The 19,507-nt window shown below is 74.0% G+C and carries 17 protein-coding genes; all 17 read right to left on the bottom strand.

Going from position 1 to position 19,507, the window contains the following annotated elements; all coding sequences use genetic code 11:
- Positions 1 to 28: 28 nt before the first annotated feature.
- On the bottom strand, positions 29 to 946 hold the full coding sequence (locus IEW03_RS17615) for a ribokinase (RefSeq protein WP_188525025.1): 918 nt from the start codon (positions 944 to 946) through the stop codon (positions 29 to 31).
- The gene (locus tag IEW03_RS17620; protein WP_188525026.1) at positions 943 to 2,352 is read right to left on the bottom strand and encodes an ADP-ribosylglycohydrolase family protein; all 1,410 of its coding nucleotides are present in this window, start codon (positions 2,350 to 2,352) and stop codon (positions 943 to 945) included. Before IEW03_RS17620 ends, IEW03_RS17615 begins: the two co-directional genes overlap by 4 nt.
- Complete coding sequence (locus tag IEW03_RS17625; RefSeq protein ID WP_188525027.1) at positions 2,349 to 3,548, bottom strand: ADP-ribosylglycohydrolase family protein; 1,200 nt, start codon at positions 3,546 to 3,548, stop codon at positions 2,349 to 2,351. The genes IEW03_RS17620 and IEW03_RS17625 overlap by 4 nt, the downstream gene beginning before the upstream one ends.
- A 113-nt stretch (positions 3,549 to 3,661) precedes the next feature.
- Positions 3,662 to 4,921, bottom strand: coding sequence for an ABC transporter substrate-binding protein (locus IEW03_RS17630; RefSeq protein WP_229738406.1), 1,260 nt, complete (start codon positions 4,919 to 4,921; stop codon positions 3,662 to 3,664).
- Positions 4,922 to 5,012: 91 nt separating this feature from the next.
- Positions 5,013 to 5,852, bottom strand: a complete 840-nt coding sequence (locus IEW03_RS17635) for a carbohydrate ABC transporter permease (protein ID WP_188525029.1) — start codon at positions 5,850 to 5,852, stop codon at positions 5,013 to 5,015.
- Positions 5,853 to 5,856: 4 nt separating this feature from the next.
- Positions 5,857 to 6,819 (bottom strand): carbohydrate ABC transporter permease, encoded by a 963-nt coding sequence (locus IEW03_RS17640; protein WP_188525030.1) that lies wholly within the window; start codon positions 6,817 to 6,819, stop codon positions 5,857 to 5,859.
- Positions 6,819 to 7,859, bottom strand: a complete 1,041-nt coding sequence (locus IEW03_RS17645; RefSeq protein WP_188525031.1) for a LacI family DNA-binding transcriptional regulator — start codon at positions 7,857 to 7,859, stop codon at positions 6,819 to 6,821. Before IEW03_RS17645 ends, IEW03_RS17640 begins: the two co-directional genes overlap by 1 nt.
- A gap of 146 nt (positions 7,860 to 8,005) precedes the next feature.
- Positions 8,006 to 8,992, bottom strand: a complete 987-nt coding sequence (locus IEW03_RS17650; RefSeq protein WP_188525032.1) for an alpha/beta hydrolase — start codon at positions 8,990 to 8,992, stop codon at positions 8,006 to 8,008.
- Complete coding sequence (locus IEW03_RS17655) at positions 8,989 to 10,044, bottom strand: DUF4432 family protein (protein WP_188525033.1); 1,056 nt, start codon at positions 10,042 to 10,044, stop codon at positions 8,989 to 8,991. Before IEW03_RS17655 ends, IEW03_RS17650 begins: the two co-directional genes overlap by 4 nt.
- Positions 10,041 to 12,146, bottom strand: coding sequence for a hypothetical protein (locus IEW03_RS17660; protein ID WP_188525034.1), 2,106 nt, complete (start codon positions 12,144 to 12,146; stop codon positions 10,041 to 10,043). The genes IEW03_RS17655 and IEW03_RS17660 overlap by 4 nt, the downstream gene beginning before the upstream one ends.
- A gap of 70 nt (positions 12,147 to 12,216) precedes the next feature.
- Positions 12,217 to 13,494, bottom strand: a complete 1,278-nt coding sequence (locus tag IEW03_RS17665; RefSeq protein ID WP_229738407.1) for an enolase C-terminal domain-like protein — start codon at positions 13,492 to 13,494, stop codon at positions 12,217 to 12,219.
- On the bottom strand, positions 13,491 to 14,330 hold the full coding sequence (locus IEW03_RS17670; protein WP_188525035.1) for an SDR family oxidoreductase: 840 nt from the start codon (positions 14,328 to 14,330) through the stop codon (positions 13,491 to 13,493). The genes IEW03_RS17665 and IEW03_RS17670 overlap by 4 nt, the downstream gene beginning before the upstream one ends.
- 28 nt (positions 14,331 to 14,358) lie before the next feature.
- Positions 14,359 to 15,186, bottom strand: a complete 828-nt coding sequence (locus IEW03_RS17675) for a carbohydrate ABC transporter permease (RefSeq protein ID WP_188525036.1) — start codon at positions 15,184 to 15,186, stop codon at positions 14,359 to 14,361.
- Positions 15,186 to 16,112, bottom strand: coding sequence for a carbohydrate ABC transporter permease (locus tag IEW03_RS17680; RefSeq protein WP_188525037.1), 927 nt, complete (start codon positions 16,110 to 16,112; stop codon positions 15,186 to 15,188). The genes IEW03_RS17675 and IEW03_RS17680 overlap by 1 nt, the downstream gene beginning before the upstream one ends.
- Positions 16,113 to 16,201: 89 nt before the next feature.
- Complete coding sequence (locus IEW03_RS17685; protein WP_188525038.1) at positions 16,202 to 17,458, bottom strand: ABC transporter substrate-binding protein; 1,257 nt, start codon at positions 17,456 to 17,458, stop codon at positions 16,202 to 16,204.
- Positions 17,459 to 17,532: 74 nt separating this feature from the next.
- Positions 17,533 to 18,732 carry a DUF5005 domain-containing protein gene (locus IEW03_RS17690; protein WP_229738408.1) on the bottom strand — a complete coding sequence of 400 codons (1,200 nt, stop codon included), beginning with the start codon at positions 18,730 to 18,732 and terminating at the stop codon, positions 17,533 to 17,535.
- Positions 18,733 to 18,802: 70 nt separating this feature from the next.
- A complete protein-coding gene (locus tag IEW03_RS17695) occupies positions 18,803 to 19,504 on the bottom strand; it encodes a FadR/GntR family transcriptional regulator (RefSeq protein WP_188525040.1) in 702 nt (233 codons plus the stop codon).
- Positions 19,505 to 19,507: the final 3 nt, after the last annotated feature.

Below are 19,507 nucleotides of genomic sequence, written 5' to 3' on the forward strand. Positions count from 1 at the left end.
GGGGTGGGTGCGGTCGGGGTGGGTGCGGTCAGCCGGAGGCCGCGAGCCGCGCGACCTCCGCGACGGCGGGCACGGCCTCCTGCGCCCCTCGGCGGGTCACCGCCAGGGCGCCGGCGGCGGCGGCGAGCCGGGCCGCGTCGGGCAGGCTCCGGCCCTGGGCGAGGCCGGCGGCGAGCACGCCGCAGTAGGTGTCGCCCGCGCCGGTGGTGTCGACGGCGCGGACGGAGAACGCCGGCACGCGTACGGCCGGCTGGCCACGACGGGCGACCAGGCTGCCCGCGCCGCCGAGGGTCACGACGACCGCCGGGACGCGCTCGAGCAGCCCCGCGGCGAGCGCCTCGGGGCCGCCGCCCGCCGCCCGGCCGCTCGGGCCGCTCAGGTCCGCCGCCTCGTGCTCGTTGACGACGAGCACGTCGACGGCTGCCCACAGCGCGTCGGGCAGCGATCGGGACGGCGCCGCGTTGAGCACCAGGAGGGCGCCCGGCCGCCGCGCGGCGGCCGCCGCCAGGACGACCTCGACCGGGACCTCCAGCTGGGCGAGCACGACGTCCGCCGCGGCGATCCGCCGCTCCTGCGGTTGCTGGACCTCCAGGTGCGAGTTCGCGCCGGGGGCGACGACGATCGCGTTCTCGCCGTCGGGCGACACGGTGATGAGCGCCGTGCCGGTGGGCACGTCGACGCGCCAGACCAGGTCGGTGCGCACGCCCGAGCGCTGCAGCGACGCGAAGAGCAGCTCGGCCGACTCGTCCCGGCCGACGGCGCCCACGAACGTGGTCTCCGCTCCCCCGGCCCGCGCGGCGCCGACGGCCTGGTTGGCGCCCTTGCCGCCGGGGCTGCGGCGCAGGTCGCCGCCGAGGATCGTCTCGCCGCCGGCCGGGTGGCGCGGCACGGCGACGACGAGGTCGACGTTCGCCGACCCGACCACGACCACCCGTCCGTCGCTCACGACCGGCCTCCCTCGTGCGTCGGCCCGGTGCCCGGGACGCCTCCCGGGTGCTCCGCGTGCGCGAGGCTCACCGTCCGGGCGGCGAGGTCCGCGATGCGCCGCTCGCCCCCCGGCAGCGACGTCGCGATCCGCCCGTCGAGCGGCGCGGTCCACGCCTCGCCGATCCCGGCGACGCCGCGCAGCGCGCCCACGACCCCGCCGACGGTGGCCGCCGCGGAGTCCGTGTCCCAGCCTGCCGTCACCGCGACGGAGACGCTCGTGGTGAAGTCCCCGCGCCCGGCGGACAGGGCGTAGGCGACGACGGCCGCGTTGTGCAGGACGTGCACCCAGTGCAGGTCGCCGTAGGCGGCGTGCAGCCGGTCCAGGTCGGCACGCACGGCCGCCTCGCCGCCGTCGGACGCGGCGCCGAGGTCGCGGCCCAGGGCCAGGGCGCCCGCCAGGCGGCTGCCCGGGGGCACGACGGCGCCGGCCGCGTCGAGCACCTGCTCGACGTCGTCGCACACCGTCGCCGCGGAGGCGAGCCCCGCGGCCCACATCGCCCCGTACACACCGTTGCGGGTGTGGCTCAGCCGGGCGTCGGTCCACGCCAACCGGGCCGCCTCCCGCACGTCGCCGGGGGTGACCCAGCCGAGGACGTCGGTGCGGATGAGGGCCCCGATCCACTCCCGGAAGGGATTGTGGTGCGTCGCCGTCTCGGGCACGGGCCGCGCGTCGAGGACGTTGCGGTACGCCGCGCGCTCGGCCGTGAACGACCGCCCGGCCGGCATCAGGTCGAGCCAGAGCTGGGCGACGTCGTCCGTCGTGAAGTCCCGCCCGCGGGCGGTGAGCAGCTCGAGCGCGAGGATCGGGTAGTTGAGGTCGTCGTCCTCGGGCATCCCGTCGATGTTCTCCTCGAGGGACGTCGGGGCCGAGCGGCGGTTCCACGGCCACCGGGCGGCGACGTCGTCGGGCAGCCCGACGGCGGTGAACCACCGGTCCAGGGGCCAGCGGCCGGTGGCGCGCAGGATCTCCTCGATGCCCTCGCGCGGGATCTTCTCGACGGGCTTGCCGAGCAGGCAGCCGGCGGCCCGGCCCGTCCAGGCGCCGAGCACGCGGTCGTGGAGGCCGGCGCCGGGGGCCGGCAGCGGGGGCGCGGGCGCCAGCAGCGCGACGATCGCGTCCCAGTCGTCGGGCTCGTCGGGGGCCGGGGCCGCGGGCCGGGCGTCGAGCTCGTCGAGCAGGGTCCGGGCCAGCGCGCGCAGCGCAGGCGTCGCGGGCACCGGCCCGGCGCCGCTCACCGCGGGCTCCGGGTCTCCCCCGGCGGCCACCCAGCGCTCGCGCACGTCCGCGGTCTCCTTGCCCTCCGCGGCGGACTGCACGAGCTCGTGCGCGAGCAGGTCCTCCGGCTGCGCCCAGGTGAGCCTCATGCCGGCTCCCCCACGGAGTCGCGGCCCGCGTCCGGGACCGCGTCGCCGAGCGCGTCGACGGCCGCGAGGCGCGCGCGGGCCCGGTCGGCGTCGGCGCGCACGATGTCGGCCGCCGCGGACGCCATCAGCCGCCCCGTGGCGCGGACGTCCATCTTGCTCGCCTCCTCGATCTCGTCGAGCCACTGAGTCGGCACGACGCCGCTGCCGCCCAGACCGGCGGCGACCGCGCCCGCCATCACGGCGATGGAGTCGGCGTCGCGCCCGTAGTTGACGGCGGCGAGCACCGACCCGCGATAGTCGCCCCGGTGCGCCAGCAGGAGCCCGAGCGCCACCGGCAGCTCCTCGATCGACTTCGTCCGCGACGGCCGGCGGGCGTCCATCGACATCTGCCGGTACTGCGGGCCGACCGAGTCGAACGGAGCGACGGTCTCGCGCACCATGCGCGCCAGAGCGCGCTCCTCCTCGTCGGTGGTGGGCGGCGTCGTCCAGCCGTCGAAGGCCTCGACGACGGCGTGCAGCGCGGCGGCCGTGCCGTCGTGGGCGACGTCCAGCGCGGCGGCCACCACGTCGTCGAGCGTGGCGCCCGGCGCGACGGCCGCCGCGACCATCGCCGCGAAGACGCCGGCCGCCTCGCGGCCGTAGCTCGCCTGGTGCGCGCCCGTGAGGTCGATCGCCTCGGCGTACGCGCCGCGCGGATCGCCCGGGTTCGCGAGCCCGACGGGCGCGACGTACATCGCAGCTCCGCAGTTCACGACGTTGCCCACGCCCGCCTCGCGCGGGTCGACGTGCCCGTAGTGCAGCCGCGCCACCATCCACTTCTCGGCCAGGAACACGCGCTGCAGCAGCAGCGCCGTCGTCTCCAGCTCGGGGATCCAGCGCGGCTCGCCGATCATCAGCGGCACGAGGTCCTCCGCGACGGCGTAGGCGTCGAGGTGGCTGCGCCGCTTGGCGTACACCTCCACCACCGCCCGGGTCATGAGGGTGTCGTCGGTGATGTGCCCGTCGCCCTTGTGGTACGGCGCGATGGGTCGGGCGTCCCGCCAGTTCGGGTACCAGGGGCCCACGATGCCGGTCACCCGGCCGCCGTGGCGCTCCTCGATCTGCTCGGGGGTCCAGCCCTCGACGGCGCCGCCCAGCGCGTCGCCCACGGCGGCGCCGGTGATCACGGCCACCGATCGGTCGTCCAGCCAGGTCACGGGTCTCTCCTCGTCGTCCTTGCGGGGCGCGCGTCTCGCGCCCCGGGGGCCCGCACCTGATGAACGGGTGCGGGCCGGTCTCGGGTGCGGGCGGCTCGTGCCCGCACCCGGCGTCAGCTCGTGATCTCGTCCCACCCGCTGGTCAGCTGGTCGGCGAGCTCGTCGGCGTCGATCTCCTGCGCGAGGTAGCGCTGGTAGGCGGGGGTGGCCACCGTGTCCTTCCACTGCGCGTACGCGTCCACGAACAGGTACGGCGCCGAGGAGAAGTGCTGGCCCGAGGCCAGGATCGTGTCCCAGCCGTTCTCGTCGCCGAGGTTCTTCCGCATCAGCTCTTGGGCCGAGGTCGTGGCCGGGATGAGGGCGTCCGCCTCGTTCAGAGCCGCGAGGTTCTCCGCCTCCGTGAAGAACTCGATGAACGCGGCCGACTCCTCGACGTGCTCGGAGTCGATGTTGACCGACAGGGTCTGCGGGTTGGCCGCCTGGCCCGAGCCCGCCGGGCCCTCCAGCGGCGGGAGCACCACCCAGTCCATGTCCTTCGGCGCGTCCTTGGCGATGTTCGCCGCCTGGTAGGAGCCCTGCACCGTCATCGCGGTCTGGCCGGCGTAGAAGGACGCGATCGACTCGGAGCCGGACTGCGTGAGGGTGACCGGCAGGATCGACTCGTCCTCGTACGCCATCTGGTCGACGAGCTCCGGCAGGGCCATCTCGCCCTCCCCGACGGTGATCTGCGCGTCGGCGCCGGAGCCGGTGAAGAACTCGCCGCCGAAGCCGGGCGCCATCGTCATGAACGTCGCGGTCGGGCTGGACAGCCCCCAGCCGAGCCCGTAGGTCTCGCCCTTCGTGGTGGCCTTGGCGATCTCGCGCAGCTCGTCCCACGTCATCGTCTCCCCGGTGGGGATGTCGACGCCCGCGTCCTGGAGCAGCTTCTTGTTCGCGAAGACCATGTAGGACTGCAGCTCCGTCGGGTAGGCGACGACCTGGTCGTCCACCGTCACCGAGTCGAGCACGCCTTCGGGGATGTCGGCGCGGCGCTCGTCGGACATGTGCTCCGACAGGTCCGCGAGGTAGCCGTCCCGGGCGAACGGGACGATGCTCGCGGCCTCGTAGTGGATGATGTCCGGCGCGGCGCCGCCGTTGAACTGCGTGATGAGCTTGTCGTAGACGCCGTCCCAGCCGGTCGGGACGATCTCGACCTGCACGTCGGGGTGGGCGTCGTTCCACTCCCCGACGATCTTCTCGGTCGCCTCGATGGCCGCCGGCTGGTCGGACAGCGACTGGAACTCCAGCGTCACGGGGCCGTCGTCCCCGTCGCCGCCGCCCGAGCAGGAGGCGACGAGCAGGGTCGTGACCGTGAGGCATGCGGCGATGGACACTCCACGAGTCTTCATGGGTCTGCCTTTCTCCGGAGGAGGTGGTGGTGGACTGCTGGGGTCGTGCGGAAAGGTGCGGGCAGGTGCGCTGGGCTCAGCCCTTGACGGCGCCGGCCATGAGGCCACCCGTGAGCTTCTTCTGCATGATCGAGAAGAAGACGATGCTGGGGATCGCGGCCAGGAAGGAGCCCGCCGCGAGCGGACCGAGCGCGACCTTGCCCTCGCCGCCGATGAACGAGGTCAGCGTGATCGGCAGGGTGTAGTTCTCGGGCGACTGGAGCAGCACGAGCGCGAAGAAGAACTCGTTCCACGAGGACACGAAGCTGAACATCGCGGTGGCGACGATCCCGGGCGCGAGCAGCGGGAAGACGATCCGGCGCAGCACGGACAGCCGGCTCGCGCCGTCCATCGACCCCGCCTCCTCCAGCTCCGTCGGGATCCCGGCGACGTACCCCTGCAGCATCCACAGCGCGAACGGGAGCGTGTACGTGGTGTGCACCAGGGTCAGGCCGACGAGGCTGTCGGTGAGGTTCATCGTCCGCAGGATGAGGAACAGCGGCAGGATGATGAGGATCACCGGGAAGACCTGGCTCACCAGGATCCAGCCGACGCCGGCGACCCGGAAGGCGCCCTTCAGCCGGGCGAGCACGTACGCCGCCGGCATGGCGATGAGGATCACCAGGGCCGTGGAGGTGAGTGCCACGACCGCGCTGTTCGCGGCCGAGCGCACGAGCCCCTGGCGGGCCAGCGCGTCGGAGTAGTTCTGCCAGTGCCACTCGGACGGCAGCAGGCTCACGGTGAGCGAGTTGAGCTCCCCGGACGACTTCACGGACGCGGAGATCAGCCACAGCAGCGGGAAGCCGAGGAAGACGATGTAGCAGGCCAGCGCCACGTACTGGGCGGGCCGGACCAACGGTCGGGCAACGGTGCGCATCGGCTCAGCCCTTCTGCACGGCGCGGTCGTCACGGAACTGCGACCGCAGGTAGACGGCGAGGAGGAGGACGACCACGACGACCAGGACGACGCCCATGGCGGCCGCGTACCCGATGTTGCGGTTCTTGAACGCCTCGAGGTACGTGAACAGCATCGGCAGCATCGTCCGGCCGCCCGGTCCGCCCTCGGTGAGGACGTAGACCAGCGAGAACGAGTTGAAGTTCCAGATGAAGTTCAGCGACGTGATCGAGGCGACGATCGGCCGCAGGCTCGGCCAGGTGACGGCGGTGAAGCGCCGCCAGGCGCCGGCGCCGTCCATGGACGCGGCCTCGTGCAGCTCGCCGGGGATCTGCTGCAGGCCCGCGAGCAGCGTGACCGTGGTCTGGGGCATGCCCACCCAGACCCCGACCACGATCACCGCGGGCAGCGCGGTGGAGAAGTCGGCGAGCCAGTTGATGTCGTCCGGCAGGCCCAGCGCCCCGAGCAACGCGTTGAGCGGCCCCGCGTTGGGCGAGTAGATCATCTTCCACATGATCGCCACGACGACCGGGGGCATCGCCCACGGGATGAGCGCCAGGACGCGCGTGAGGCTCTGCAGCCGCAGCCCGGAGTTCAGCAGCTGCGCGAGGCCGAGCGCCAGGACGAGCTGCAGGATCGTCACCGAGACGGCCCAGATCATGCCGATCCGGAACGAGTCCCAGAAGAACGAGTTGCCGGCGAGCCGCACGAAGTTGTCGACGCCGACGAACTCGTAGTCCGGGTGGCGCACGAGGCGGGCGTCGGTGAAGGCGAGCGCGATCCCCATGACGAGGGGGGCCACGCTGAGCACGAGGATCGGCAGCAGGGACGGCATCACGAGCGCCGCCGCCTCGCGGCGGCGGGCGCGCTCCATGCCGCCGCGCCGGCGCGTGGGGCGCACGGGCCCGCCCGGGGCGGACGCCGTCGTGGTGGGGGCCGGGGCGGTCATCACGCACCCTCCTTGGTCGGGCCGGTGGTCCCGGCGGTGGACTCGCGCACGAGCAGCCGCGGGCCGATGGCGACGTGCTGCGCCGCGGCCGCGTCGCCGGCGAGCCGGTCGAGCATCAGGCGCGCTGCCGCGCGCCCGCGCTCGGCGGAACCCAGGGACACGCTCGTGAGGCTGGGCTCGTACACCCGGCCGATCTCGGTGTCGTCCATGCCGGTCACCGCGACGTCCGTGGGCACGCCGAGGCCGCGCTCCCGGGCGGCCCGCACGGCGCCGATGGCGAGCAGGTCGTTGGCCGCCACGATCGCGTCGGGGCGGGCCGAGCCGTCCTGGGGGTCCAGCAGCCGCCGCGCCGCGGCGAGGCCGGCGGCGACGGTGAAGTCGTCGGCGAGCGCGCGGGTGCCCGTGCCGTCGCTCCCCTCGCGGCCGGTCGCCGCGTCGAAGCCGCGCTGCCGCGCCCGGCCGGGGGTCGTGTCCAGCGGGCCGTTGAGGAAGGCGATCCGCCGGCGGCCCAGGCCCTGCAGGTGCCGGACCGCCTGGCCGATGCCGCCCGCCGAGTCCGTGGACACCGAGTCGATGCCCTGCTCGTCGAGGGCCCGGCCGATGACGACCACGGGCACGGGGGCGCTGCGGATCTCCTCGACGAGGGCGTCGTCGGTGCGCAGGGGGCTCACGACGAGGCCGTCGACGAACCGGCTCCCGAGGCTCCGCACGAGCTCGCTGGTGGAGTCGACCGTGGGCCCCGTCGACAGGACGACGACGCGGAAGCCGTGCGGCTCGAGGACCTCGTGGATCGCCGTCATCATCTCGACGTAGACGGGGTTGCCGATGTCGGCCACGGCGAACGCGACCTGGAACGTCTTCTTCATCCGCAGCGAGCGTCCGGTCACGTCCGGGCTGTACCCGAGCTCGTCGGCCGCGGCGCGCACGCGCTCGACCATCGCCGGGCTGGCCCCGGTGCCGTGCAGTGCCCGCGACGTCGACGCGAGGGAGACCCCGGCATGGCGGGCCACCTCGATCAACGTGGCGCGTGTTGACGTCACTGTCGTTCCACCTCATCGTCGACGCTGAACTGGAAACGTTTCCAACACGGCCTGACCAGGAACGCTGGAAACGTTTCCGAATGGCGTCAGACTGGCACTCGGCACGATCGGCTGTCAAGCGTCCCGGTCGGGGACGACCGCGGAGGTCAGGCCCCGTGCCCGAGCACGGCGGCGACGAAGGCGCCGACCTCCGCGGACAGCTCGGCGTCCTCTGGCGCGTCGCCCCCGAACCCGCCGTGCGGCATCCCCTCGAAGACGTGCAGCGCGGCGTCCACGCCGGCCGCCCGCAGCCGCCGGTGCATCCGCACGGTGTTCGACAGGAACAGGTCCCGCGTGCCCGACTGCAGGAACGTGGGCGGGAAGCCCGCGAGGTCGCCGAAGAGCGGCGACAGGTACGGGTGGGCGAGGTCGGCCCCGGCGGCGTAGAGCGCGTTGACCTCGCGCAGGCTGCCCAGCGCCAGGTCGTGCGGGGCGTTCGTCGTGAACGAGTCGCCCGACTCCGTGAGGTCCACCTCCGGGGTGAGCAGCACCAGGGCCGCCGGCATCGGCAGGCCCTCGTCCCGCGCGCGCAGCAGCAGGGCGGCCGCCAGGTTCCCGCCCGCCGAGCCGCCGGCGACCACGACCTCGCGGGGCTCGCGCTCGGCCAGCAGGGCCCGGTAGACGGCGAGGGTGTCGTCCAGGGCGGCCGGGAACGGGTGCTCCGGCGGCATCCGGTAGTCCACGCCCCAGGCCACCAGGCCGGTGCGCCCGGCGGTGGCCGCCGCCGACGCGCGGCACACGTCGCCCGCGCCGTACAGGAGCGCCCCGCCGTGCAGGTCCAGGACGACCGGCCCGTGGGGGTCCGCGGCCTCCGGGTGCTGCACGTGCACCGGCACGCCCGCGACGTCCCGCTCCTCGCCGCCCGGCAGGTCGTCACCCACGACGGCGGTGCGGAACCAGTCGTCGACCTCGGCCACGTGCCGGAGCCAGCCCGCCCGGTCGTCGGGGGCCGGGTAGGTGGGCGGCCCGGACGCCGCCCGGGCGTCGCGGAGCCCGGCGAGGTACGTCCGCGCGCCGGCGCTCACGCTGGTGGGCAGCGTCGTCGGCAGGGGCTCGACCGGGACGGGCGCGCCGCCTGCCGCCGCGCCGCTCATCGCGGCCGGCCCGGCGTCCTGACGCCGACCCGCACGGCGCAGTCCCACGACTCCCCCGGCGCCAGGACGGGCGCGCCGCCGTGCGGCCCGTCGCGCTCGGGCCCGACCAGCGGGGCGTTGGCCGGCTCGACCCCCAGCACCCAGGAGCCCCGTGCGGGCCACAGCCACGAGTACAGCCGGGGCATCGTCGACGCCTGCCACTCGACGACGACCTCGGCTCCGCCGGCCTCGGCTCCCCCGTCGGGGCCCGCTCCGGCCAGGCCGGTCGGCGTGACGACGGCGCGGGCCCACCCGTCCGTGGACCGCACCCGCGGGTGCTCGGCGACGACCTGCCCCGCGCCTGCGGCGGCCTCCGGGAACGTCACGGCGTCCCGGCCCGGCGGCAGCGGCTCCGCCGGGACCGGTGCGTCGGCGTCGGCCACCAGCCGCGAGCCCGGCACGAGCACCGCCGCGCCGAGGTTGACGTGGTACAGCAGCGGCACGCCGACGGGCGCGTCGCCGACGTTGCGGACCACGTCGCGCACCTCGACCCACGGCCGCCCGGTGGCGACGACGACCTCCCGGTCCACCACGACCCGCGTGCCGTAGAGCGTGGAGTGCGCGACGGAGCCGGCCACGTGCACCTCGAGCTCGCCGGCCGCGCCGTCACCGCCTGTCGACCGCTCCCGCCACCAGCGCACGTCGTGGGCGGGCGTGACGTGGTGCGTGCCGTGCTGCCCGGCGCCGTCGCGCGGGGACCCGATGTTGTCCGGGCCGCACGTCGCGAGCAGGCCGCCGAGGAAGCGGTCCTCCCAGTCCCGGCCCGGGCCGGGGTCGCGCGGGTGGGGCGAGCGCCACGCGAGCGGGACGCCCGCCCACCAGGCCGCGCCGAGGTCCAGGCCGCGGTCCGGCAGCACGTCCACCGAGACGCCGCCCGCCACCCGCACGACGAGCGCCCGCTCGCCGCCGGCCGTGACCGCCTCGTCCACGGACGCGAGCGCCTCGGGCAGCGCCGCGCGCCCGTCGTCGAGCAGGCGGCCCCAGCCGGTGCCCGCGCCGGCCCCGACGCTCATCGCTCCCGCACCTCGCCGGCCAGCACGTCGTAGGTCCGGCCCTGCACGACGAGGCCCTCCAGGCGGGCGTCCGGGTCGAGGTCGTCGATGCACCCGCCGGCGGTCACGGTCCCGTCGAGGGCCACGTCGACGCCGAAGATGCCGGCGAGCACCAGCTCGCACCACGCGCCGGCCGACGAGCACGACCAGTCGATGATGTAGGGCAGCTGCGGCGGGGTCTTGCGCGCGCCGCCGCCGATCGGGGCGATCGCCTCCTCGACGAAGTGGGCCTGCCCGGGCGGGCCCTGGTTGGCGGTGCGGGCCAGGCCGGGCAGCCACTCGAGCACGGCCTCGGGGTGGCCGAGCGCGATCGCCGCGCGGGCGGAGTCCGCGGGCCACGCCGGGTAGGCGCCGTTCCACTGGTGGTCGGCGCGCAGCGACCAGCCGGCGTCGTCGTCGTGCGGCGAGAGCGCGCGCATCCACGACGGGGTGCGCAGCTCCCGGACGAAGAACTCGACCATGGCGTCGCGCTGGGCGGCGGGCACGTCGTCCGCGATCGTGGTGCCGACGGTGGCGAAGTCGTAGCAGTGCCGCGTCTCGACGAGCGAACCGTCGGGCTGGCGCGCGTGGAAGAAGCCCTCCCCCGGCACCGCCAGGTCGAGGACCTTCGGCAGCAGGTCGGCCGCCTCGGCGCGCAGCCGCGCGGCGTCCTCGGCGCGCCCCTGCAGCTCGCTGATGCTCGCGGCGGTGCGCAGGTTCCACACGTTGGCGGCATTGAGGCTCGCCACCTCGTGCACGTACGAGCTCACGCACTCCAGCAGGTTGTCGACGTCGCCGTAGTCGGCCAGGCCCGACGACGTGCGCAGCCGGTGCCAGGCGGTGGACCAGGCCCGCACCTCGTCGCCCATGGTCGAGGTGCGGCCGTCGGGCGTGGTGACCGGTGCGTCCAGGAGCGTGTGGTCGCCGTGCAGGCGCAGGTAGTCGTGCACGAGGCGGGTCATGGCGTAGTGGTTGACGGAGTACCAGTAGCCGACCGGCCCGCCCGTGAGCCACTCGGTGCCGAAGTGCCGCTCGATGTCGAGCCCCACCCAGTGCTCGACCTGCCGCCGCATCACCTGCGGGTCGAGCAGCGCGTGCACCATCGAGCTCAGCGAGTAGTCCCAGATGAACGTCGTCGTCTGCCAGTAGCGCGGCATGAGGGTGTCGTAGGTGCGCCCCAGCACCGACGCGGGGTTGTCGCGGCGGAACCACAGCACCCCCACGGCTCCCCACCAGTACAGGCGGCGCAGCGCGTCGTCGGTCGTGACGAGGCGGGGCAGGCAGCCGCCGAACTCGGCGTTGTCCGGCGTGAACAGCGCCTCGATCTCGGCGTCCCAGGTGCGCTGCGACGCCGCGACGGCGCCCGGCACGTCGGCGGCGACCCGGTCGAAGGCCGCGAGCGCCTCGGCCTCGGTGCGCGCGACGGTGTGCACGTAGCCGAGCCGCACGGTGCCCCCGCCGGGCACGGCCCGCACCGCCTCGACGACCCGCGTCGACGCGCCGTCGTCGACCCCGGCGCCGTCGGCGTCGAGCAGCCCCTGGACGCTGACGGCCGAGGCGTCCTCGGGCCGGCCGAGGCGGCGGGCCCCCTGCCGCACGAGCGCGTTCTTCGCCTGCGGCGGCGCCCCCTCCAGCCACGGCTCGCCCGCGCAGGTCACCGACGAGTCGAGCCAGGCGCCGACCCGCAGCTCCCGGTCGGTGCCGGTGGTGTCCGTGACCTCGACCTGCACGGCCACGCCCGGCTCCCCGGGCGGGCACACGGTGGTCGTGCGCACCTCCCAGCCGTCGACGACGGTGCGCCGCTCGACCCGGTCGGGTCGCCACCGCACCTCGACGGGCTGCCCGTACGACCGGGCCAGCCGGCCGCCCAGGTAGAGCTGGCCGCTGATGCTGTCCCCCTGGGAGACGGGCGGCACGTTGAGGGAGCGGACCGCGAGGACGTCGTGGTCCACCTGGGCCGTGGCCCAGTGGTTCGTCAGGCCGGGCGGGTTGATCATGTCGTCGAACGGGTCCGTGATCACGTCGGACGCGAGGTCCTCGACCGTCGGGACCGTCGGCGGGGCCGTGACAGCGGCGGTGCTCATCGTGTCGTTCCTCGAATCTGCGTCAGCGTCAGGTGGGGGATGCCAGGTGGGGGATGTCAGGTGGGGGGTGTCAGTAGGGCTCGCCGGCCAGGGCCGCGGGGCGCCCGGTGGCGCGCGGGTCGGCGAACTGCGTGCTCGGCAGCAGCGGGTACCAGTCGGGCCGGCCGGGGTCGCGGTCGTACGGGTAGGGCCCGAGCTCGCGGTAGAGCTCGGCGTACTCCGCCAGCTTGGTGCGGTCGAGCTCGACGCCGAGACCGGGGGCGTCGGGCACGGCGATGCGCCCGTCGCGGTAGGCCATCTTGCCGCCCACGATCACGTCGTCGCGCAGGTGGTGGTAGTGCGCGTCGGCGGCGAACGCGAGGTTCGGCACGACGGCGCCGAGGTGCAGCATGGAGGCGAGCTGGATGCCGAGCTCGCCCGAGGAGTGCACCGCGACGCCGAGCTGGAACGTCTCGGCCACGCCGGCTGCGCGCACGCAGGGCCGGATGCCGCCCCAGAACGTCGTGTCGAGCAGGACGACGTCGACCGCGGGCTGCAGCACGTTCGCGGCGAGCTGCTCGAAGTTCACCACCACGGTGTTGGTGGCGAGCGGGATCCGGGTGTTCTCCCGCAGGCGCCGCATGCCGTTCAGGCCGTAGCAGAAGTCCTCGGCGTAGTCGTTGTCGAGGTCCTCGATCGCGTGGGCGAAGCGGATCGCCTCCTCCACGGACAGGATCCCGTTGGGGTCGTACCGGAACCGGTCGCCCGGCAGGGAGTGCGCGAGCGCGCGGTAGCTCTCGAGCTCGTGGCCGGGGTCGAAGACGCCGCCCTTGAGCTTGTGCACGCGGAAGCCGTGCTCGGCCTTGAGCCGGGCGGCCTCAGCCACGAGCTGGTCGGGGGTGCGCACCTCGCCCGTGCCGTCGGCCGACGGGTACCGGAAGAACAGGTAGGAGGCGAACTCGACCTCGTCGCGCACGGCGCCCCCGAGCAGGGCGTGCACGGGCAGGCCCGTGTGCTTGCCCAGCAGGTCGAGGCACGCGAACTCGATCGCGGCCACGAGCTGGGTCCGGTTGTTGTAGAGGCTGGCCGTGGGGTTGGCCAGCATGAACCGCAGCGCCTCGGTGCGGGCCGGGTCGTGACCCAGCAGGTAGGGCTTGAGCGCCGCGACCGCGGCCTCGGCGCTCTGCCCGCCGCCGCCCATCTCGCCGAGGCCGACCAGGCCGTCCGCCGTCTCGACCTCCACGATCGTGCGCACGAACCTGCCCCAGTGGGCCCCGTTGGAGTGCCGCAGCGGCGCCTCCAGCGGCACCGTCACGGTGGTGGCGCGGACGTCGACGATCCGCATCCCGCTGCCCTTCAGCGCGCTCATGCGTCCGCCTCGGGCAGGGCCGCCGCGAGGCGGGCGCTGAGCCCGCCGTCGACCTTGACGTCGGCGCCGGTGACGAAGGACGCCCGGCCGCCGAGCAGGAACTCGACCACCTCGGCGACCTCCGCCGGCGTCGCGACCCGCCCGAGGGCGTGCGACCGGCCCCACTCGGCGACGACGTCCTCGGCGGGCCGGTCGCCGGCGAACAGGCCGGCCGCCCAGCGCAGCATCGGGGTGTCGACCGACCCGGGGCTGACGCTGTTCACGCGGATGCCGTCGGCGGCGTGGTCGACGGCCATCGCCCGCACCAGCCCCTGGAGCGCCGCCTTGCTCGTCGTGTACGCGGCGACGCCGCTCTGGGTGGCGAACGCCTGCACGGAGCTGACGACCACCACGGCTCCCCCGCCGCCCGCCCGCACGAGCGGGACCATCGTGCGGCAGGTGTGGAACGCCCCGCCGACGTTGACGTCCATCACCTCGGCGTAGGTCGCGACGTCGGTCTCGTCGACGGTGCCGTACCGCTGCACGCCCGCGGCGCAGACGACGCCGTCGAGGGTGCCGTGCTCGGCGCCGACGCGGCGCGCGGCGTCGTCCAGCGCCGCCGGGTCGGCGACGTCGACGGTCACCGGGACGAGCCGGCCCGGGGAGCCGACGTGCCGGGCGGCGGCCGCGTCGAGGGCGGCCGCGTCCCGGTCGAGCCCGACGACGGTGGCGCCGAGCCCCACGAGGAGGTCGGCCACGCCGCCTCCGATGCCGGCGGCCGCGCCGGTGACGACGACCGTCCGGCCCGTCCAGGGCTCTGCGGCGCGACCGGGCGCCGGGGTGTTCAGGTCAGGCATGGTGGTGCTCCAGGGTCGGTGGCGCGGGTCAGTACTGGCCGAGCGCGAGCCCGCGGGTGAACGCGCGCTGGGCGAGGAGGAAGAGGACGACGGTGGGGACGGAGACGATGAGCCCGCCGGCGAGCACGGTCGGCATGGTCGAGCCGCCGTAGGTGCTCTGCAGGGCCGACAGGGCCGTCATGACGGGCCGGGTCTCGGCCGACTGGGTCAGCGTGAGACCGAGCAGCAGGTCGTTCCAGATGAGCGTCGCCTGCAGGATGAAGATGGCGACGAGCGCGGGGCCCGCCATCGGCAGGTAGATGCGCCAGAAGATCCGCCAGGTGGAGGCGCCGTCCATCACGGCGGCCTCGAAGACCTGGTGCGCGACGCCCGCGAAGAAGTTCCGCATGACGAACGCCGCGAACGGCACCGAGATCACGGTGTACACGAGGATCATCCCCGTGCGGGTGTCGTACAGCCCGGTCTCGACGTACCCGAGGAACAGCGGCATGAGCAGCATCTGCATCGGGAACACGGTGGAGGCGAAGATGACCACGAACCAGGCGAACCCGTGCCGCAGGCGCAGCGCGACGATCGCGAACCCGGCCGCGGCGCCGACCACGACGGCGATCGCCGGGGCGGCGACGGCGTAGAGGCCGGTGGAGGCCATGCCCGCGGACAGGTCCCCGCGGGTCCAGGCCGCGACGGCGTTCTCCCACAGCCCGCCGAGCCCCGCCGGGCTCCACACGGACAGGACGCCGTACTGGTCGTTCGTCTTCGCCGCGTTGACGATCATGAGGTAGACGGGTGCGAGCCAGGCGAGGCCCAGCACCACGAGGACGGTCTTGCGCAGCCGGTCGGCCGTCACGGCACCCATCACAGCTCCTTCGCGCCGGACAGCTGGCGGCGCAGGTAGAGGACGGACGCCGCGACCGTGACGACGGTGAGGAAGACCGCGACGGCGGCCCCCAGCCCGTAGTCGTTGTTCACGAACGTCTCCTTGTACATGGTCAGGGCGAGGGTCTCCGACGAGACGCCCGGGCCGCCCTTCGTCATCGCCCAGATGATGTCGAACTGCTTGAGGGACCCGACGATCGACAGCCCCACGACGACCGTCGTCAGCGGCGTGAGCATCGGCCACGTCATCGTGCGGAACATGGTCCAGCCGGAGGCCCCGTCCAGCCGGGCGGCCTCGAGCGGCTCCCTCGGGATGGACTGCAGCCCGATCGTGAACAGCAGGGCGTTGACGCCCGCGCCCTGCCAGGTGGCGGCGCCGATCATCACGAAGGTGTTCAGCGGGGCGTCGAGCAGCCAGCGGGGCGGGTCCGTCACGCCGAGCAGCGCGAGCGCCTCGTCGAGCGCGCCGCCCGTCTGCAGCACGAACGTCCAGATCACGCCGACGGCGACGCCGGAGATCGCGTACGGCAGCAGGAAGGGCAGCCGGTACCAGAACGAGCCCTTGAGCCCGTAGGCGAGCACGGCGACCAGCAGCCCCAGCCCGACCGGCAGCACCAGCGTGCCGACCACCCAGTACACGGTGTTGAGCAGCGAGTTCAGGAAGCCCGCGTCGGTGAGCATCTCGGAGTACTTGGCGAGGCCCACGAGCTCGGGGTCGCCGAGGCCGTTGTACTCCGTGAGGCTCAGGTAGCTGGTCCAGACGAACGGCAGGTACAGCAGCAGCGCGACCACGAGCACGGCCGGCAGCGCGAAGCCGCGCGCGGACCAGCGGTACGTCGGCCGCGGACGACGGGCCGGGCGCGTGGCGCTCGTCGGTCGCCGCGGCGGCGCGACGGTGGCGGTCATGGTGGTCCCTTCTTCCGGCGCCGCCGGGGGCACGGGCTCTGCTGGCCCGGCGACCCCCGGCGGCGCGGTGGTGGTGGTGCGGCCGGGCATCAGCCCTGGTCGGCCCAGTACGTGTCGGCCTCGCCCTGCAGGCGCTGCAGGCCGGGCATCGGGTCGGGCGCGTTGGTGACGAAGTCGCCGAAGATCTCCGTCGAGAGCGTGTAGACGGGCAGCGGGTTCGCCTCGAGGTAGCGCTGCTGGACGGTGGTGTCGTCGGACGTCGCGGCGTCGACCAGCTTCTGCTGCTCCGGGTCGTCGACCTTGACGTGCGGGTTGAACGACACCTCACCACGCTCGTCCGACCACGTCTTCTGCGCCTCGTCGCTCATCCACCAGGCGCTGTAGTCGAGCGCCGCCTGCTCGTTCTCGGACCCCTTGCCGACGCACAGCGGGCCGGTCTCCAGCACCATCTGCCCGCCCGACGCCGGGTTCATGCTCGGCATCGGGAAGATGCCGTAGTCCTCGCCGGACTTGGCCCCCACCTCGGTGAGCTGCCCGCTGAGGAACGTGCCGAAGTAGGCCATCGCCACGTCGCCGTTCTTCAGGAGCGTCTGGGGGTCCGTGGTGACGCCCGGGTCGTTGTAGTACCCGTCGTCGATCATCTGCTTCCACTGGTCCATCACCTCGACGACCTCCGGGTCGAGGTACGAGGCGTCACCCGTCTGCAGCCCCTGGTAGGTGTCCGGGGCGTTCCCGGCCAGCAGGGCCTGGAACCAGGCGAACTCGAAGATGATGTTCATCTGGTGGAAGGGGGTGACGTCGGCGGCCTTGAGCTTCTCGGCGGCCGCCATCAGCTCCTCGAAGGTGGTCGGCACCTCGATGCCGTGGTCCGCGAAGACCTTCTTGTTGTAGTAGACCGCCCAGTAGGCCACGTTCAGCGGCACGCAGTACTGCTTGCCGCCGTACGTGTAGTTGTCCTTCAGGCCCTCGGGCACGAGCCCGTCCGCCTCCGCCTGGGTCCACAGGTCCGTGGTCTCGGCGACCAGGTTCTGGTCCACCAGCTCGCCGAGCGACGGGCCGGTGTGCCAGGTGAACAGGTCGGGCACCTTCTTGGTGCGGAACGACTGCTTGATGAAGCTGTCGTACGCCGTGGTGTCCGAGTAGCCGGTGAAGTCGAGGGTCTTGCCCTCGGCGCCCGACACCTCGTTCATCGCGTCGAAGCTGGGCTCCCAGGCCGCCTTGTCGGTGTAGAAGCCGAGCGTGGCGTCGCCGCCCTCGCCGCCTCCGTCGTCCGCGCTCGAACAGGCCGCGAGGCCGAGGGCGAGGGACGCCGCCGTGGCGCCGGCCAGGATCCGGGTTCTCTTCATGGGTCTCACCTCGTCGTGAAGGGGTGGATGTCGTCGGTCGTGCTGGGTCGTCGGTCGTGCTGGGTCGTCGTGGCTCAGTGCCGGACGTCGAGGGTGATCTCGACGAACCGGGGCCGGTAGATCGAGACGTCCTCGTAGAGGTCGTCCGGGTCCACCGAGTTGACGTTGTAGGTCACCAGGAGCGTGTCGCCGTCGCGCAGCTCCGGGTGCTCGTGGGCGTTGTAGGCGATGACGTCCGGGTTCCCGTAGCTGCCGCCGGCGCCGACCTCGGGCATCCGGTGCACCGTGGCGCCGCCGGTGAAGGGGCCCGTCGGCGAGCAGCTCGTGTACGCCTTGATCTCGCTGCTGAACGGCACCGAGGTGTCCTGCGTGACCAGGAGCCAGCCGTCCCGGTAGGGCGTGACGCTGTACTCGTTGGCGACGCCGGGCAGCACCCGGGCGGAGGCGGCCTCGTCGCGCACCCAGCGCTCGCCGTCCCAGTACCGCCACCGGTCGAGGTCGGCGAGGTCGCCGCCCGGCACCTTGGCGACGTGCATGAACTTCTCGGCACCCCGGTCCTCCACGCCGTAGACGAGCAGGTGCCCGCCGGCGCGCTGGTACCAGGACGCCCACTGGATCCCGGCGCCGTCCGGCAGCGGGCTGGTCTCCTCGACCTGGCCCGTGGCGGTGTCGACGGTCGCCACCGACGACCCGCTCCAGCCCCAGTCCCACGTGCCCTCACCGAAGCGGGCGAACTCGAGCACCCCGACCTGCAGGTCCCCCCGCCGGGTCTCGAGGCCGGCTCCGAACCAGTGCCAGGCCCCGTCCGGGTCCGGTCCCACGATGCTCTCGGGGGCGTCGGGGGTTCCCCCCGTCACCGTCGAGAGCTCGTCGCCGTCCTGCAGGACGATCGAGTTGTTGAGGAACGGCGTGCTCTCCGGACGGGTGCCGTCCGGGTTCACCGGGCCGAGGAACGTGTCGGAGAAGATCCACGCCAGCGACCCGTCGCGCAGCGGCACCGAGTACGTGCTGTCGGCGCCCGTCCAGCCCGCCCCCGAGTCGGCGTACGCGGTGAACGTCTCGGTCAGCGGCGAGGATGCGACGCCGCTCGCCCTGACGGTGGCGCCGTCCAGCGAGCAGGACCCGGCCCCGCCGGCGGTTCCGGCGCCGGCCGCGTGCGCGGCTGCCGGGCCGACGCCGGCGGCCGCGGCACCGGGCGCCGTGAGGGCGCCGCCGCTCAGCGCGATCCCGCAGGCCAGCACGCCCGCGAGGGCTCCCTTGCGTGTCGTGTGCATCGTCATCACTCCGTCGTGATCGTGGTCGTCGTGCGGGTGGTGGTCGTGCGGGTGGTGGTCGTGCGGGTGGTCAGTCCTTCGCCGGGCCGATGGCCCCGGCGACGTCGGTGAGGTGCTCGTGCATCCGCCGCGCCACCTCGTCGGCCTCCCCGGCCGTGATGAGCCGCACGAGCTCCGCGTGCTCCTCGTAGTCGGCGCGCGGGTCGCCGTGCAGCGTGAGGATCCGCCGCTGGTCCTCGGCGTGCAGCAGGAGGATCACGTCGAGCACCTCGGCGACGATGCGGTTGCCCGCCGCGTCGGCGATCGCGCGGTGCAGGTCGACGTTCACCCGCCACAGGCGGTCCTCGCCGGTGGTCAGGCACCGGTGCGCGTCCTGCAGCAGGTCGGCGAGCCGCGCGACCGCCGCCGGCTCGCGCACCGTCGCCGCCTGGTGCGCGATGGCGGGCTCGATCAGCACGCGCGCCTGGACGAGCTCCACGAGGCGCTCGCGGTCGGCGGGCGGCAGGACCGCGTTGGGCAGCACGCTCCGGTTGTAGTTCTCCCCCACGTAGATACCGGAGCCGTGGCGGAACGACAGGATGCCGAGCCCCTCGAGCCGGCGCAGCGCCTCGCGCATGGTGGGGACGGCGACGCCGAACCGCGCGGCCAGGTCGCGCTGCGGGCCGATCCGCTCTCCCGCGACGAGGCCCTCCTCGCCGATCATCCGGATCACGGCCTCGGCCAGGCTCCCGCTGAGCGTGGGGCGCGCGAGGTGCCCGGTCTCCGTCGTCATGGG

It is taken from the genome of Isoptericola cucumis, from assembly GCF_014635665.1.
Classification (GTDB): Bacteria; Actinomycetota; Actinomycetes; order Actinomycetales; family Cellulomonadaceae; genus Isoptericola; species Isoptericola cucumis.

Coding starts and splice junctions, on each gene's coding strand:
- IEW03_RS17685 (WP_188525038.1), bottom strand. CDS start 17,458: ATGAAGAGAACCCGGATCCTGGCCGGCGCCACGGCGGCGTCCCTCGCC.
- IEW03_RS17660 (WP_188525034.1), bottom strand. CDS start 12,146: ATGAGCACCGCCGCTGTCACGGCCCCGCCGACGGTCCCGACGGTCGAG.
- IEW03_RS17680 (WP_188525037.1), bottom strand. CDS start 16,112: ATGACCGCCACCGTCGCGCCGCCGCGGCGACCGACGAGCGCCACGCGC.
- IEW03_RS17670 (WP_188525035.1), bottom strand. CDS start 14,330: ATGCCTGACCTGAACACCCCGGCGCCCGGTCGCGCCGCAGAGCCCTGG.
- IEW03_RS17640 (WP_188525030.1), bottom strand. CDS start 6,819: ATGACCGCCCCGGCCCCCACCACGACGGCGTCCGCCCCGGGCGGGCCC.
- IEW03_RS17695 (WP_188525040.1), bottom strand. CDS start 19,504: ATGACGACGGAGACCGGGCACCTCGCGCGCCCCACGCTCAGCGGGAGC.
- IEW03_RS17690 (WP_229738408.1), bottom strand. CDS start 18,732: ATGCACACGACACGCAAGGGAGCCCTCGCGGGCGTGCTGGCCTGCGGG.
- IEW03_RS17635 (WP_188525029.1), bottom strand. CDS start 5,852: ATGCGCACCGTTGCCCGACCGTTGGTCCGGCCCGCCCAGTACGTGGCG.
- IEW03_RS17665 (WP_229738407.1), bottom strand. CDS start 13,494: ATGAGCGCGCTGAAGGGCAGCGGGATGCGGATCGTCGACGTCCGCGCC.
- IEW03_RS17675 (WP_188525036.1), bottom strand. CDS start 15,186: ATGGGTGCCGTGACGGCCGACCGGCTGCGCAAGACCGTCCTCGTGGTG.
- IEW03_RS17650 (WP_188525032.1), bottom strand. CDS start 8,992: ATGAGCGGCGCGGCGGCAGGCGGCGCGCCCGTCCCGGTCGAGCCCCTG.
- IEW03_RS17655 (WP_188525033.1), bottom strand. CDS start 10,044: ATGAGCGTCGGGGCCGGCGCGGGCACCGGCTGGGGCCGCCTGCTCGAC.
- IEW03_RS17620 (WP_188525026.1), bottom strand. CDS start 2,352: ATGAGGCTCACCTGGGCGCAGCCGGAGGACCTGCTCGCGCACGAGCTC.